The organism is Mesorhizobium sp. USDA 4775 (genome assembly GCF_054062655.1).
In genome coordinates this window covers 1,401,340-1,415,677 of record NZ_JBSSFM010000001.1, presented here as the reverse complement: position 1 = coordinate 1,415,677, position 14,338 = coordinate 1,401,340, and the positions used below count along the sequence as shown (strand labels likewise).

The 14,338-nt window shown below is 64.9% G+C and carries 13 protein-coding genes and 1 pseudogene; 9 read left to right on the top strand and 5 right to left on the bottom strand.

Translation table 11 applies throughout. The features are described from left to right. Positions 1–52: 52 nt before the first annotated feature. From ACVILI_RS07095 to ACVILI_RS07085, 3 genes are all read right to left on the bottom strand, one after another. Positions 53–1,633 (bottom strand): 5-guanidino-2-oxopentanoate decarboxylase, encoded by a 1,581-nt coding sequence (locus tag ACVILI_RS07095; RefSeq protein WP_019862787.1) that lies wholly within the window; start codon positions 1,631–1,633, stop codon positions 53–55. Positions 1,634–1,725: 92 nt separating this feature from the next. Further along, complete coding sequence (locus ACVILI_RS07090) at positions 1,726–2,376, bottom strand: TetR family transcriptional regulator C-terminal domain-containing protein (RefSeq protein WP_019862786.1); 651 nt, start codon at positions 2,374–2,376, stop codon at positions 1,726–1,728. Continuing rightward, complete coding sequence (locus tag ACVILI_RS07085; RefSeq protein ID WP_019862785.1) at positions 2,373–3,245, bottom strand: dimethylarginine dimethylaminohydrolase family protein; 873 nt, start codon at positions 3,243–3,245, stop codon at positions 2,373–2,375. Before ACVILI_RS07085 ends, ACVILI_RS07090 begins: the two co-directional genes overlap by 4 nt. 214 nt (positions 3,246–3,459) lie before the next feature. Here ACVILI_RS07085 and ACVILI_RS07080 point away from each other — a divergent pair, with 214 nt between their 5' ends. From ACVILI_RS07080 to ACVILI_RS07060, 5 genes are all read left to right on the top strand, one after another. Then, complete coding sequence (locus ACVILI_RS07080; protein ID WP_019862784.1) at positions 3,460–4,275, top strand: ABC transporter ATP-binding protein; 816 nt, start codon at positions 3,460–3,462, stop codon at positions 4,273–4,275. A gap of 54 nt (positions 4,276–4,329) precedes the next feature. Next, complete coding sequence (locus ACVILI_RS07075; protein ID WP_038651633.1) at positions 4,330–5,127, top strand: transporter substrate-binding domain-containing protein; 798 nt, start codon at positions 4,330–4,332, stop codon at positions 5,125–5,127. 206 nt (positions 5,128–5,333) lie between these two features. Then, positions 5,334–5,999, top strand: coding sequence for an ABC transporter permease (locus tag ACVILI_RS07070; protein WP_019862781.1), 666 nt, complete (start codon positions 5,334–5,336; stop codon positions 5,997–5,999). Continuing rightward, entirely contained in the window at positions 5,999–6,808 is an 810-nt protein-coding gene (locus ACVILI_RS07065; protein WP_038653745.1) for an ABC transporter permease, read from the top strand. Before ACVILI_RS07070 ends, ACVILI_RS07065 begins: the two co-directional genes overlap by 1 nt. 150 nt (positions 6,809–6,958) lie before the next feature. Beyond that, positions 6,959–7,960 (top strand): Ldh family oxidoreductase, encoded by a 1,002-nt coding sequence (locus ACVILI_RS07060; protein ID WP_019862779.1) that lies wholly within the window; start codon positions 6,959–6,961, stop codon positions 7,958–7,960. Positions 7,961–8,008: 48 nt separating this feature from the next. Here ACVILI_RS07060 and ACVILI_RS07055 read toward each other — a convergent pair whose 3' ends face one another. Next, on the bottom strand, positions 8,009–9,145 hold the full coding sequence (locus ACVILI_RS07055) for a DJ-1/PfpI family protein (protein ID WP_038653742.1): 1,137 nt from the start codon (positions 9,143–9,145) through the stop codon (positions 8,009–8,011). Between the two features lie 88 nt (positions 9,146–9,233). Here ACVILI_RS07055 and ACVILI_RS07050 point away from each other — a divergent pair. The 3 genes and pseudogenes from ACVILI_RS07050 to ACVILI_RS07040 all read left to right on the top strand — a co-directional run bounded on the left by ACVILI_RS07050 (position 9,234) and on the right by ACVILI_RS07040 (position 12,093). Next, positions 9,234–10,191, top strand: a pseudogene (locus ACVILI_RS07050) (GlxA family transcriptional regulator). Between the two features lie 361 nt (positions 10,192–10,552). Continuing rightward, positions 10,553–11,005: a DoxX family protein gene (locus tag ACVILI_RS07045; protein WP_019862777.1), complete on the top strand. Its 453-nt coding sequence runs from the start codon at positions 10,553–10,555 to the stop codon at positions 11,003–11,005. 110 nt (positions 11,006–11,115) lie between these two features. Then, positions 11,116–12,093 (top strand): complex I NDUFA9 subunit family protein, encoded by a 978-nt coding sequence (locus tag ACVILI_RS07040; protein ID WP_038653739.1) that lies wholly within the window; start codon positions 11,116–11,118, stop codon positions 12,091–12,093. Between the two features lie 27 nt (positions 12,094–12,120). Here the strand turns inward: ACVILI_RS07040 and ACVILI_RS07035 are convergent, their stop codons facing one another. Further along, a complete protein-coding gene (locus ACVILI_RS07035; protein ID WP_038651627.1) occupies positions 12,121–13,488 on the bottom strand; it encodes a cytochrome P450 in 1,368 nt (455 codons plus the stop codon). A 201-nt stretch (positions 13,489–13,689) separates the two neighbouring features. On the opposite strand from ACVILI_RS07035, the gene ACVILI_RS07030 reads away from it, so the two are divergent. Beyond that, positions 13,690–14,259: an NADPH-dependent FMN reductase gene (locus tag ACVILI_RS07030; RefSeq protein WP_038651623.1), complete on the top strand. Its 570-nt coding sequence runs from the start codon at positions 13,690–13,692 to the stop codon at positions 14,257–14,259. Positions 14,260–14,338: the final 79 nt, after the last annotated feature.

Sequence of the window (14,338 nt, the reverse complement as noted above, 5' to 3'; positions counted from 1 at the left end):
GAGCCGACGAATGGTCCGATGCAGACGAGAGATCAACGCTGGGCTGAAGCCTTCAATCGACGGTGATTTCGATGACGCAAGGCAATCCGGTTGCCCGGGCGCGCTTCAGGGCCTGCGGCAAGGCGCCGATATCGGCGAGCCGTTCTGCTGATATGCCATAGGCTTCGGCCAACTTGCAGAAATCCGGCGGCGCCGGCGAGACCCCGACGGGCTCGACGCCGACATCGAGCATCGAGGTCTCGATCTCGCGATAGCCCCTGTTGTTCCAGACCACGAAGATGACCGGCGCCTTTGCATCGAGCGCCGCGCCAAGTTCGGGTAAGGTGAACTGGAAGCCGCCATCGCCGGTCAGGCAGACAACCGGCGCATCGGGCACGGCAAGTGCGGCGCCGATTGCCGCCGGCGGGCCGTAACCAAGCGCGCCGAAGCCGGTGGCGGCGTTGAACCAGCCGCCTGGCCGGTCGTGATCGTAATAGAGGTTGGCGGCGTAGACCGGCTGCGTCGAATCGCCGACGACGATGGCACCCGGCAAGGCATCGCGGATCATCTCCACGGCATGCACCTGCGCCAGATAGGCCGGGCTCAGCTCGGCGGATGCCGCCTTGCGTGCGGCGGCGGCGCGCGCCTCGCCGCCGGACGCGGCAGGATGAGTGGGGCCGATCGCGGCGAGCAAGGCTTCAATCGCCTCGGCGCAGTCGGCCTGGATGCCGACCGTCACCGGGCGGCGTGCGAGCTGGTCGGCGCCGATGTCGATGCGAATCAGGTTGGATGGCAGCACAAAGCCGCCGTCGCCATAGCCGTCATAGTCGGTCGGGCCGAATTCGGTGCCGGCGGCAATCACCAGATCGGCCTCGGCCATCAGCGCCCGAACCGCCCTCAGGCTTGGGCTTGCCGGCACGCAGAGCGGGTGGCGGTGCAGCAGGCCGCGCGCATTGGTGGTCTCGACGACCGGCGCGCCCAGTGTCTCGGCCAGGCGCCGCAGCGCCGTCTCGGCCCGCTTGGCGCCGCCTCCGGCCAGGATCAGCGGGCGGCGCGCTGCGGCGATGAGTTTGGCAGCACTGGCAATGGCCGCGCCATCCGGCGCCGGCGGCGCCGCGTTGCTCAACAATGCCGCGATGCCGTCGCCCGGTTCGACCATGACATCGGTCGGGATCTCGATGTGCACCGGACCCGGCCGCGAGGATGAAAACAGCGCGAAGGCCTGTGCCAGCGCGTCAGGCAATTCGCTTGCCTCGGTGACACGCCGCGACAACAGCGCCACCTTTTCCATCATGCCGCGCTGGTCCGGGAGCTCATGCAGGAAGCCCAGCCCCTTGCCCAACGTCGGCATTGCGTTGACGCCTGATATGACCAACATCGGCACCGAATCGGCGCGCGCCTGGCCCATGGCGGTGATGGTGTTGGTCAGCCCCGGTCCGGTGATGACGAAGGCGACCCCTGGCCTGCCGCTGGCTCGGGCATAGCCGTCGGCCATGAAGCCGGCGCCCTGTTCATGGCGCGGCGTGACATGGCGGATCTTCGAGCGCGCCAGGCCACGGTAGAGCTCGACCGTGTGGACGCCGGGAATGCCGAAGACGGTATCGACGCCGTGCGCTTCGAGCAGCGTGATCAGGGCTTCGCCGAGTGTTGTCATTGATTGTCTTCCCTTAGAGCCGATCACTGTTCGGAAACAGTGATCGGCTCGGTCCTTTGTTTTCAACGCAATTCCGGACGGAAAACCGCATCTCACTTTTCCTGGAATTGCTTTAGCGGCGCGAGGCCCAGTTCGGCCTCGACAGTCTTGATGCCGATCGCCGCCAATTCGCCGGGCGAGAACATCTCGCCGGCCAGGCAGCCTTCTATCCAGAGCCCGTCGATGATTGCATTGATCGCGATGGCATGGTGGCGCAACTGGCTTGCGTCCGGCTCGCGCCGTTCGGCGGCGAGCACCTCGGCCACAACGGCTTCCACCTCGTTGCGAAAGCCAAGGTAGCCTTCGCGGTGGGCGCGAGCCAGGCTTGGATCCGCACCGGCGCGGCCGATGAAGGTTGCCCAGAGCGAAAACACTCGCGCGTCGATGATCGGCACGTTGAGGTTGGCGGTAACGAAAGCCGCAAGGCGCTGGCGCGGCGAGGCATCTTCCATGGCCAACGCCGCTTTCGCCTGCTCGGTCATGCGGCCCATGAGGGCAGCATAGGCTTCCTGCAGCAATTCTTCCTTGCCGGGAAAATAGTGCCGGATCAGCCCGGCGGTGACGCCGGCGCGCAATGCGATGGTGCGCAAGGTGGCGCCCTGCAGACCACGTTCCGCCACGCTGTCCAGAGTTGCCTCGATCAAATCCTGCCGCCGCCGCTCCTCGCCCTCGCGACGGAACCTGCGGCGGGATGGCGTATTCATTGGCGCAGAATCGGCCGCGTCAGGCATGTCGGCCCGCCTTCACAGGCGATGCAGAGCGCATCGGCCTCGAAGATTTCGACCGTGCAGCCGGCGGCTTCCATCGCGGCCTTGGTCTTTGGAAAGCCTGCGACGGCAATGACCTGGAGCGGATTGGTCGGCAGCACGTTCAGGCTGAGGCCGTTGGAAGCCGCGAACTCTTCGGCATCGCCTTCGACCAGACGGATGCCGCGCGCCTTCAGCATCTGATAGAACGGGGCCGGCAAAAGCGGTGAATAGACCAAAGCAAGGTCATCGGCCAGCGGGCTGATCACCGACATCAGATGCAGGCAGGCCTCTTCGCCCTGCCACAACGGAAGGTCAAAGCCGTAGACCGATACGCCCAGCGGCGTCAGCAGGTTGGAGATCTGCTGGATGCCTTCCTGGTTGGAACGGACACCGCGCCCGATCACCAGCGTTCGCGCATCCAGCCAGACACAGTCACCGCCTTCGACCTGGCCTGGGGCCTCGACGCGGCCGAGGATCGGAATGCCCAGTCTCCTGTAGGTCTCCTCATGCAGCGAAGGCTCCCGGGCGCGCAACGGCTTGCCCATGGACAGAATCAGTGCGCCGCGGTTGGTCATCAGCGATGGGTCGTGCGTGAACACCGAGTCCGAAAGTCCGTCGGCCTTGTCCTCGATCCATTCGATTTCGGCGCCGGAGGCCGCCACCAGTTCAGCAAGGGCCGCGTGCTGCGATGCCGCTTTCGCTGGATTGAATCCCGGGCCATAGTGCCAGGCGGCTCTGTCGGCGTCGCGCATCGCGTTGGCCGCCGACCGCATCAGCACGCGTCGCAGCGGCGCTGCCATGGATTGTGATCCGAAAGCGCTCATCGAAGCCCTTTTTTTGCTGAAAAAAACCGAGAAAATTTCATGGAGGGCTATTTATACACTTGCGCAACAAGCTCGCAAGTGCCGTAATGGGCGGGATTGACGGGCTCGCGCCGTTGGGTCCATGCTGAAATCTGGAGCGGGGCAGTACAGCGTATATGTTGATTGGCCGGATAGACGTTCGACGAACTGCCGCCGACGATGCAGAGGCCAGCCGGTGAGCGCGGTGGAAGCTGCCGCAGTCTCATCCGGCAAGGCGCAGAGTGGCGCTGCCGAAGCAATCCATGTCGAAAACCTGCACAAGAAATTCGGCCAGCTGCATGTACTGAAGGGCGTGTCGCTGTCGGCGCGCGATGGCGAGGTGATCGCCATCATCGGCGGCTCGGGCTCGGGCAAATCGACGCTGCTGCGCTGCATCAACTGCCTGGAAAATCCGACCAGCGGCATCATCCGTGTCAATGGCGAGGAGATCAAGCTCAAGGCGGACAGCCATGGCCACACCGTTCCGGCCGACCGCAGGCAGATCGAGCGCATCCGCTCCAAGCTCGGCATGGTGTTCCAGAACTTCAACCTGTGGAGCCACATGACGCTGATCGAAAACGTCATCGAGGTTCCCGTGCATGTGCTCGGCGTCAAGCGCGACGAGGCGATCGCCCAGGCCGAAAAACTGCTGGCGCGCGTCGGGCTTGCCGAAAAGCGCGACGTCTATCCGGCCTATCTTTCAGGCGGCCAGCAGCAGCGCGCCGCAATTGCCCGCGCGCTCGCCATCAATCCGCGCGTCATGCTGTTCGACGAGCCGACCTCGGCGCTCGACCCCGAACTGGTCGGCGAGGTGCTGAAGGTTATCGGCGATCTGGCGCGCGAAGGCCGCACCATGGTGCTGGTCACCCATGAGATGAAGTTCGCCCGCGAGGTCGCGACCCATGTCGTCTATCTCTACAACGGGCTCGTCGAGGAAGAAGGCCCGCCGGAGCAGATCTTCGGCGCGCCGAAATCCGAAAGGCTCAAGCAGTTCATCCGCAACATCGGCTAGGGACAGGCCGAGACGGAAGAAAACCGGGAACCAACAACAAACTGGGAGTTTGAAATGAAGACTGTTCTGAAGACATTCGCCGCGGCACTGCTGCTCGGCGTCGCCGCCATGGGCGTGGCCAAGGCCGATCCGGTCAAGATCGGCGTCGCCGCCGAGCCCTATCCGCCCTTCACCTCGCCGGATGCCTCGGGAAAATGGGTCGGCTGGGAAATCGACTTCATCGACGCCGTGTGCGCCGAGGAGAAACTCGACTGCGTCATCACGCCTGTTGCCTGGGACGGTATCATCCCGGCGCTGACCACCAAGAAGATCGACCTCATCGTCTCGTCGATGTCGATCACCGACGAGCGCAAGAAGACGATCGACTTCTCGGACAAGTACTACAACACGCCGACGGCGATTATCGGACCGAAGGACCAGAAGTTCGGCGCCACGCCTGACGACCTGAAGGGCAAGGTGGTCGGCGTCCAGGTGTCGACCGTGCACGCCGTCTACGCCAAGAAGCACTTCGGCTCCACGGCTTCCGAAATCAAGGAATACCAGACCCAGGACGAAGCCAACCAGGATCTCGCCGCCGGCCGCCTCGATGCGGTGCAGGCCGATTCCATCGCGCTTGGCGAATTCCTCAAGTCCGACCAGGGCAAGGCCTGCTGCGACCTGAAGGGCATGGTGGCTCCGGACGACGAGGTGCTTGGACCGGGCGTCGGCGCCGGCGTGCGCAAGGAAGACACCGACCTGAAGGGAAAGATCAACGCCGGCATCAAGGCGATCCGCTCCAACGGCAAGTACGACGAGATCTCGAAGAAGTACTTCGATTTCGACATTTACGGCGGCTCGACGCAGTCGAACTGACGCCCCTCCGCATGAGCCGGAGGGCATGACGCCAACGTCGTGCCCTCCGGCCTATCCTTCCCACGCATGCCTGCCGCCGGCCGCTGGCGTCGGCAGAGAGAGCCAGCAATCCGGGGGCAAAGCTGATCGACGCGCTTCTTCCGGCCTCGGCGGCCGGTATCATCGAACTCCTCTCGCCCGCGCCCGTCGGCTGGGGCGGCACACTCATGCTCGGGCTGTTGCATTCGCTCGAGATTGCCGTCGGCGCCACGATCGTCGGCCTGCTCATCGGGATCTGCGGCGCCTATGGCAAGCTCTATGGCGGGCCTGTGGTGCGCGACCTGCTCGCGGTCTACACCACCGTGGTGCGCGCCGTGCCGGAACTGGTGCTGATCCTGCTGCTCTACTATGCCGGCACCGACCTGATCAACCAGGTGCTGACCGCGATCGGTTACCAGCGTGTCGATATTAGCGGGTTGGTGGCCGGCATAGCCGTGCTCGGCTTCTGCCAGGGCGCCTATTCGACGGAGGTCATGCGCGGCGCGATCCTGGCCATCCCGCAGGGCCAGATCGAAGCCGCCCGCGCCTTCGGCATGTCTCCCGGCCTTCTCTTGCGGCGCATCACGTTGCCGGCGATGCTGCCCTTTGCCATTCCGGGTCTCGCCAATCTGTGGCTGATCGCGACGAAGGACACCGCGCTGCTGGCCGTCGTCGGCTTCTTCGAGCTGACGCTGGCGACTCGGCAGGCAGCAGGCGTCACCAAGGCCTATCTGATATTCTATCTCGCCGCCGGCGTTCTCTATCTGGCGGTGACGCTGTTTTCGAACTTCCTGCTTGGCCGCGCCGAGAAATGGGCGCGGCGGGGCATGCCTTCGGTCAAGGAGGCACGCTGATGGCGGGCGAAGCGGCCATCATCAACACGGCGGCGCGCGCCTCGCTCTGGCTGCAGCCGCACCGCATCGTCCTCATCCTGATCGCGCTGGGGCTGGTGCTGTCGGCCGCCTTTTTCATGCGCTGGGACTGGCTGCCGCAATATTGGGAAATGGGCCTGATGGGCATCTGGCGGGCCCTGTGGATCCTGGCCGTCACCTGCGCGCTCGGCTTCCTGATCGCCGTGCCGGTCGGGCTGGCGCAGGCCGCCGGTTCAATCTGGGTCGCGGCGCCGGCGAAAATCTTCTGCACCATCATCCGCGGCACGCCGCTGCTTCTGCAACTGTGGCTGCTCTATTACGGGCTGGGCTCGCTGTTCCCGCAATATCCATGGATCCGCGACTCCTGGATGTGGCCCTATCTGAGGCAGGCATGGCCGTACGGCGTTCTGGCTCTCACCCTGTCCTTCGCCGGTTACGAGGGCGAAGTGATGCGCGGCGCCTTTGCCGGCGTGCCCAAGGGACAGTTGGAAGCCGCCCGCGCCTTCGGCATGAGCCGCTGGAAGATCCTCCGGCGCATCTGGCTGCCGCAGGCCTTCTACCGGGCGCTGCCGACGTTGACCGGCGAGACCGTGCTGCAGTTGAAGTCGACGCCGCTGGTGGCGACGATCAGCGTGATCGATATCTTCGCCGTCGCCGGTAAGGTGCGGCAGGACACCTACCTCACCTACGAGCCCTTGCTGCTGCTGGCGTTGATCTATATGGCGATCACCGGCATTCTGGTCCTGGCTCTCAGCCGGATCGAGGCGCGGATTCCGGTCAAGGTCGGCTAGAGGCGCACCGATCGCGCAGACGGCAACGATGGAGATATCCGCCGCTTTTCTTGCAGGTGCGGACGATTTTCAACACAAACGCCGGCTCATCTGCTGCTAGGCACAGACCAGACAACGCAACCAGATTCCCGCAACCCCAGGACAGCCATAATGCAACTCAGTCTCGACCAGGCAAGAGGACTGTGCCGGATGGCGGCACTCGGCGCCGGCGCCAATGAGGAAGCGGCGCAGTCGCTCACCGCCTCGATCATCGCCGCCGAGGCGGAAGGGCTTTCGACCGTCGGCCTGTCGCATTTCATCGACTATCTCGAAGCGCTGGAAGCCGGGCGCATCGACGGCAATGCCGATCCGGTGATCACAAGGCCGGCGCTGGCCGTCTATCTCTGCGATGCACGGGGCGGGCTGGCGCATACCGGCTTCGACCGGACGATCGACGATCTTGCCAAGGCGGCAAAATTGTTCGGCGTCGCCATCTTCTCGCAGAAGAACGCCTATACGTGCGGCGCGCTCGGCTATTTCACCGGCAGGCTGGCGGCACAGGGGCTGGTGTCCTTCGCCGCGACCAACGGCCCGGCGGTGCTTGCCGGCTCGGGCTCGGTCAAGCCGGTCTATTGCACCAATCCGATGTCGTTTGCCGCGCCCGCCGCCGACGGCGCGCCTCTGGTCATCGACCAGTCATCGAGCGCCACTGCCTTCGTCAACATCCGCAAGGCGGCCGAAGACGGCAAGAAAATCCCGGAAGGCTGGGCGCTGGACGCCAGCGGCAATCCGACCACCGACCCGGCGGCGGCCATGAAGGGCGCCATGCTTGCCTTTGGCGGCCAGCGCGGCGCCAACATCGCGCTGATGGTCGAAGTGTTGGCTGCGGGCATTTCCGGGGCCAACTGGTCGCTCGATGCGCCCTGGTTCACCGGCGGGCCCGACAGCCCCGGCACCGGCCTGTTCGTGCTGGCTATCGAGCCCAAGCTGCTCGATCCGGATTTCGAACAGCGCATGAAGGACCAGCTCGACCGCCTGCGCCGCCGCTTCGGCGTGCATGTGCCGGGCCGCGCCCGGGCGGAAGCCGCCGAGAAGGCGCAGGCGCGCGGCATCACCGCGCCCAAGGCGGTGGTGCAGCGCATTTCCGAATTCGCCGAGCGCTATTCGGCCTGAATTGCGGCGGACGAACGCCGGCCGGTGCCGGGCCTTAGACAGTGCCTTTCACCGGGGATATTCGAGCTGCATGGCGACGAAGTCGGCCGTGCGTGCACCGTGGCGCGCCGAGATGTCTTGCAGCGCCTGGTCAAGCGCCCTCGCCGGCCGCGGATCGGCCATTGCCGGAACCAACCGGTCGACCGGCCAGCCGGTGGCGATCTGGTCAGGCAAGATACGCAAGCCGTCGCGGCTGACGATCGCGCCGTCGTTGCCGGCGAATGTGACCGCGCCGGAGCGAAAGGTTCGCGACCAGGCATCGGCGACCAGCGCCAGCGACACCTCATCCACGCCTGATGTCAGCGGGATGCCGAGCTGCTCATGATCCAGCACGGCAAGCGCGTTGCCGATCGCCGTCAGCGCGAACGGGCGGGTGAACTTGAAGACGCCGCTGTCGTGCCGCGCATCCCAGTGCGCCAGGCCCAGATCACGGCCGACGGCTTCGGCCTTGTCCCGGCCGGCGATGGCCTCGATCAGGGTCAGCATCATCGGCATCGACGCGGTGATCCCCGTTGTCGTCGCGACACCCTGATCGACGACGAAGCGCCGGTCGGCGACATAGTGAATCGCAGGATGTTTCTCGCGGAGCTCGCCGACGGAATACCAATGGGTCGTCGCCCGCTTGCCGTCGAGCAACCCGCTGGCACCGACCACCTTGGCGCCGGCGCAGATGCCGATCACCATGGCGCCCTTGGCTGCCTGGCTCTTGATCCATTTCAGCACCTCGGCGTCGTCGTCGCGCATCATGGCCGGGACGATGACGTAGTCGGCGCCGTCCGGATGCTCGGCGTCGAATGCCGCTGTCGTCGCATCGGGCTCGATCTGCAAGGCCGGGTGCAATCTCATCGGTCCGGGCTGCGTCGCCAGCGCCACGACATCGGCGACATCGGCGCGCCGCAGGATGCCGTAGGGCATGAGATAGTCGGTGGTTTCGGTGCCGTCGTTGATGCCGACGATGGCGATCAGGGGACGCTGGCGCTTCGGCGGCTTCAATGCCGCAAGCGTCGCGGCGGCCTCCTTGGCATCGATTGCCGGCTGAACGGCAGCCTGGGACGCCGCCGGCAGCGACAGCAGCCATGCGGCACCCAATGCGAGGACAGCCGCCACGACGCCGAGACCACTCCACAGCATGATACGCAAATTCATGACCCAGTCCTTCCGATCGAAACACTTGACCATCACCCTAACTGCGGTAGGACTTGTCCGAAATGACATATATCGCGCAAAAACTGCCATGATCCGCAAGGTTGGCATCATCATTCACCCCGGCTTCCAATTGCTGGATGCGGCCGGCCCGGCGGCGGCCTTTGAGCTGGCGGAAGGCTTTTGTGTCGGCAGCTATACGCTCGATATACTGGCGCCCGGCGGCGGGGAGATCGAAAGCTCATCCGGCATGCGGCTCGCGGCCCGGCCTTTGTCGACGGAAGAGCCGCTCGACACCGCCATCATCTCCGGTGGCGAAATCATTCGCTCCATGGCTGCCGCACAGGAGATCGTCACCTGGCTTCCGGGGCACGGGTGTGAGGCGAACGGCGAGCGTGTGCACAGGCGCCTATCTGCTGGCCGAAGCTGGACTTCTCGACGGCAGGCGCGCCACCACCCACTGGTGGAGCACGCACGACTTCGCACGCCGCTATCCCGCGGTGAAACTCGATGCGGAGCGGATCTTCGTCAGGGATGGCAGCGTGTGGACCTCAGCCGGCATTTCGGCCGGCATCGACCTGGCCTTGGCGCTCATCGAGGATGATCTTGGCCCGGCCATGGCGCGACGCGTTGCGCAGCAGCTTGTCGTGCATCAACGCCGCCCCGGCGGCCAGTCGCAATTCTCCGCCCTTGTCGAACTCGGCGGACGAACGGGCCGCTTTATCGAGCTGATCGGGTGGATGCGCACCGCGCTCGCCCAACCGCTGACCGTGGAGTGCCTTGCCGATCGTGCCGCCATGAGCCCGCGGCATTTTGCGCGCGCCTTCAAGGCGGAAACCGGCACCACTCCGGCCAAGGCCGTGGAACGAATTCGCCTTGAGAGCGCGCGGATCGCTGTTGAAACAGGCCCCATGTCGCTCGATCGCATCGCAGAAGAGAGCGGCTTCGGCGATGCCGGGCGAATGCGCCGCGCTTTCCTCAGAAGCTTTGGCCAGCCACCGCAGGCGCTCAGGCGGGCAGCGGCGGTTTCCCGCAATAGCGGCCGGTGACGTCCTTCGACGCATTCATGTCGCCCCGGCGGTACGATTTTTATCCGCCTTTATGAACCTTCCTGCGTGTCGCGGCGACCAATGACTGTCCGGGTTGGGTTTGCCCGGTCGGTGTCTTTTGTCGAATGCGTCCAGGGCTGGGGCGGGCGTCTTACGCCATGCTGATACCGTCTCAGGTCAGGCCGCCTCGTTGGACCCTGCTTTCGACGCGAGTTCACCCGGAAAACCCCGCCTCGGCGGGGTTTTCTGCGTTTCGTCCCACGCGTCCGATAAACATGATCGTAAAAGTTAACTTTAGTTAACTTGACTTGATGGGATCCATCGGGCGTCTGCAGAGGTGTTCACACAGACAGGAGCTACGATGTCCGCAACCACCGACGCTTCCCGCGGCAGACTGATCATTCCGGCGCTCGGCCGCCTGTATTCGTCGCTGCATGACGCTGGCGAAACCGTGCTGCGCGCCGTCGCCGGTGCGTTCCTCGCCATCCACGGCTCGCAAAAGATCACCAATCCTTTCGGCGCCGCCGAGATGGTCGAAGGCCTCGGCTTCTATCCCGGCGCCTTCTGGTCGCTGCTTCTGGCCTGCACCGAATTCTTCGGCGGCATTTTCATCGCCATCGGGTTCTTGACGCGTCCTGCCGCTTTTGCCGGCCTGTTCGTACTGCTGGTCACAGTCTGGTTCCACTGGGTGACCATGGGCCAGGGTTTTTCGGGTGCTGAAAAGTCGCTTTTGTGGGCCGCGATCCTGCTCTTCTTCGTCATTCGCGGCGGCAACCGTCACTCGGTCGACGCCCGCATCGGCAAGGTGTTCTAACCAGCTTTCAAGAGGGGTGACGCGACGACGCGTCACCCTTTGCCTTTGGCGCAAAACCGACTATGAAACGGCTTCAGCCAAGCCATCTGGAAAGTGCGCCGGAGCCAGCCATGACCGAAATCCTGCAGACCCCAAAGCTCGTCGTCGTCTTTGGCGGGTCTGGCTTTGTCGGCCGCCATGTGGTGCGCGCGCTGGCCAAGCGCGGCTACCGCATCCGGGTTGCTTGCCGGCGGCCCGACCTTGCCGGCCATCTGCAGCCGCTCGGCAATGTCGGCCAGATCCAGCCGGTGCAGGCCAATGTGCGCGTGCGCTGGTCGGTCGACCGCGCCGTGCAGGGCGCCGACCATGTCGTCAACCTCGTCGCCATCCTGCATGAGACCGGCCGGCAGAAATTCTCCGCCGTGCACGAATTCGGCTCCCGCGCCGTCGCCGAGGCGGCGCGCTCGGTCGGTGCCGGGCTGACCCATATTTCAGCGCTTGGCGCAGACGCGGACTCCGAATCGGATTACGCGCGCACCAAAGCGCTTGGCGAGAAGGCCGTGCTCGAGACGATCAACGACGCCGTGATCTTCCGGCCGTCGATCAATTTCGGACCGGAAGACAGCTTCTTCAACCGCTTCGCCAACATGGCGCGCTATTCGCCGGTGCTGCCGCTGATCGGCGGCGGCAGGACCAAGTTCCAGCCGGTCTATGTCGGCGACGTCGCCGAAGCGGTGGCGCGCTCGGTCGACGGCAAGATCAATCGCGGCCAGATCTACGAGCTTGGTGGCCCCAATGTGCTCACCTTCAAGGAGTGCATGGAAGAGCTGCTCGCCGTGATCGAGCGCAAGCGCTTGCTGGTTCCCGTGCCGTGGTGGGTTGCCAACATCCAGGCCTCGATCCTCGGCCTGTTGCCCAATCCGCTGCTAACCAAGGACCAGGTGATGCAGCTGCGCGAGCACAACATCGTCTCGGAAGCCGCCGTCAAGGCCAACCGGACGCTCGCCGGGCTCGACATCCAGCCGCAATCGATCGCGACCATCCTGCCGAGCTACCTCTGGCGCTTCCGCGCCGCCGGCCAGTTTCAGCAGCGCAAGCCCGCGGCTTGATTCACCGCAACCGCCTGAAAGCCACGCCTAGCGCGGCGTGACCTGCATGGGCAGCCCGCCTTGCGGTTGGGTCGTTAGCTTCTGCACCGGCCAAGGCTTGGTCTCGGCCGTCGTGTCGAAGCGGAAGCGCGACAAAAGGATGGCGAGGGCGATGATCGCTTCCTGCATGGCGAAACTGGCGCCGATGCAGACGCGCGGCCCCGCACCGAACGGCAGATACTGGAAGCGATCGATCTTCTCACGGTTGCCTGGGTGGAAGCGCTCGGGCAGGAAGGCGTCGGGTCTGTCCCACAGCTTCCTGTGGCGGTGGACGACCCAGGGCATGACCAGCACGGCCGCGTGCTTGGGGATATAAAGGTCCTTCCACATCTCCGGCTCGATCGGCTCGCGGTTGATCGAGGGCGCCGGCGGATAGAGCCGGAGCGCCTCGTCGAAGGCGGCGCGGGTCAACGGCATGGCGTCGAGCCACTTCGTCGGATCGGGTTCGCGCGCCAGCACCTCATCGATCTCCTGCTCGACCCGATTGCGCTCCCATGGCGATTCGGCGAGGCAGTAAAGCGTCCAGCCCAGCGCCCGCGCGGTGGTCTCATGGCCGGCGCCGATGAAGGTGATGATGTTGTCCTCGACTTCCGAGCGCGTCAGCCCGTCGGGACCTTCGGCCTTCAGCAGCAGCGTCAGGAAATCTTGCGGCACCGCATCGGGATCGCGCTTGAATTTCTCTTCGCGCATCTTGACCGTATCGGTCACGATCTTGCGGAAATAGGCCATGGTCTTGCGGCCGCGGATGCGGGTGAGCCGCGGCAGCCAGTCGGGCGCGCGCAACAGATCGAGCGGATCGACGCGGCCCATGGTTTCGAACAGGCGGTCGATCTCGTTGGCGAAACTGCCCGGCTCGCCCGCGATCTGGCCGGAAAACAGCGTCTCGGCGAGGATATCATAGGTGAGCAATGTCATGTCGTGGGCGATGTCGGATGTGCCGCCCGCTTCGTACCGGGTGACGAACTCCTTGGTGCGTTTCAGCATCGGCTGGGCAAAGCCGAAGATATGGCGCGGCGTGAACACCGGCGCCATCGCCTTTCGCGAGCGCCTCCACACCTCGCCCTCGGCGGTCAGCAGGCCATCGCGCAGGATAGGCCGCAGGATCTTCTGGCGCACCGTCGCCATCTTGTAGTTCTTGGCGTTGTCGACCAGCACATGTCGGATGAGGCCGGGATCGTTGGCGACGATCAGATGGCCACCAACGCCATTCGCGGAAATCCACGGCTCGTTATAGGTATGCTCTCCCCACAATTCGAGCGGATTGCGATAGACAATGCGGATCATCTCCAGCGTCGAAGGCGGCGTTGTGCGCGGCTTCGGCGCGGGGGGAACAAAGGGGGCGGGCTGAATGTCCATGAAGTGCTCCGCTGCTCGCATCAATGTAGTGGCTGGCGATCCCCGCGTCCATGTGACCGGACGGCAGGCGCTTCGCCACGCGAAGCAGACGCTCCATTCATCCGATCGTGACCGCCTGCTCCGGCATCTCGCCTTGTCCGCCGGGACGCTCTGCCGTACTGACAGTCACCAACAGATACCGCTTGAGAAAGGAGCCCCGCCTTGAAGCACCAGTTGAGCATTATCATCGGCAGCACGCGGCCCGGCCGCGCCGGCCCGGTTTTTGCCGAATGGCTGGACACATTCGCGCGCCAGCACGGGAAATTCGAGCCGGTGCTGACCGACATTGCCGCGTTCCACCTGCCGGTGCTGGACGAGCCGCACCATCCAAGGCTTGGCAATTATCAGAACGACCACACCAAGGCCTGGTCGAAGGCGATCGACGCCGCGGACGCCTTCGTGTTCGTGGCGCCGGAGTATAATTATTTCGCAGCGCCAGCGATCGTCAACGCGATCGACTACCTGCTGCGCGAATGGAAGTACAAGCCGGCCGCCATTTTCAGCTATGGCGGCGTGTCCGGCGGCCTGCGCGCGGCGCAGGCGCTGAAGCCGCTTTTGACGTCGGTGGGGATCATGCCGATCCCGGAAGGCGTCGCGCTGCCGATGTATCAGAAGCTGCTCGACGAGAACGGCGCCTTCAGCGCCAGCGAACAGGTGACCGGCGGGGCCAGGACCATGCTGGACGAGCTGTTGCGCTGGAGCGAAGCGCTGAAGCCGCTGCGCGCTGCCTGAACGGGCCGGTGTTGGCCAAACGCGCCGGCTTGCCCGCGCCGTAAAGAGGTGGAATGGTCGGCAGGTGACTGAGCCGGGG

What these genes read in the sequence shown, in the direction of transcription:
- ACVILI_RS07090 (WP_019862786.1), bottom strand. Translation starts at nt 2,376, where the DNA reads ATGAATACGCCATCCCGCCGCAGGTTCCGTCGCGAGGGCGAGGAGCGG.
- ACVILI_RS07070 (WP_019862781.1), top strand. Translation starts at nt 5,334, where the DNA reads ATGCTCGGGCTGTTGCATTCGCTCGAGATTGCCGTCGGCGCCACGATC.
- ACVILI_RS07035 (WP_038651627.1), bottom strand. Translation starts at nt 13,488, where the DNA reads ATGGACATTCAGCCCGCCCCCTTTGTTCCCCCCGCGCCGAAGCCGCGC.
- ACVILI_RS07040 (WP_038653739.1), top strand. Translation starts at nt 11,116, where the DNA reads ATGACCGAAATCCTGCAGACCCCAAAGCTCGTCGTCGTCTTTGGCGGG.
- ACVILI_RS07075 (WP_038651633.1), top strand. Translation starts at nt 4,330, where the DNA reads ATGAAGACTGTTCTGAAGACATTCGCCGCGGCACTGCTGCTCGGCGTC.
- ACVILI_RS07060 (WP_019862779.1), top strand. Translation starts at nt 6,959, where the DNA reads ATGCAACTCAGTCTCGACCAGGCAAGAGGACTGTGCCGGATGGCGGCA.
- ACVILI_RS07045 (WP_019862777.1), top strand. Translation starts at nt 10,553, where the DNA reads ATGTCCGCAACCACCGACGCTTCCCGCGGCAGACTGATCATTCCGGCG.
- ACVILI_RS07095 (WP_019862787.1), bottom strand. Translation starts at nt 1,633, where the DNA reads ATGACAACACTCGGCGAAGCCCTGATCACGCTGCTCGAAGCGCACGGC.
- ACVILI_RS07085 (WP_019862785.1), bottom strand. Translation starts at nt 3,245, where the DNA reads ATGAGCGCTTTCGGATCACAATCCATGGCAGCGCCGCTGCGACGCGTG.
- ACVILI_RS07065 (WP_038653745.1), top strand. Translation starts at nt 5,999, where the DNA reads ATGGCGGGCGAAGCGGCCATCATCAACACGGCGGCGCGCGCCTCGCTC.
- ACVILI_RS07055 (WP_038653742.1), bottom strand. Translation starts at nt 9,145, where the DNA reads ATGAATTTGCGTATCATGCTGTGGAGTGGTCTCGGCGTCGTGGCGGCT.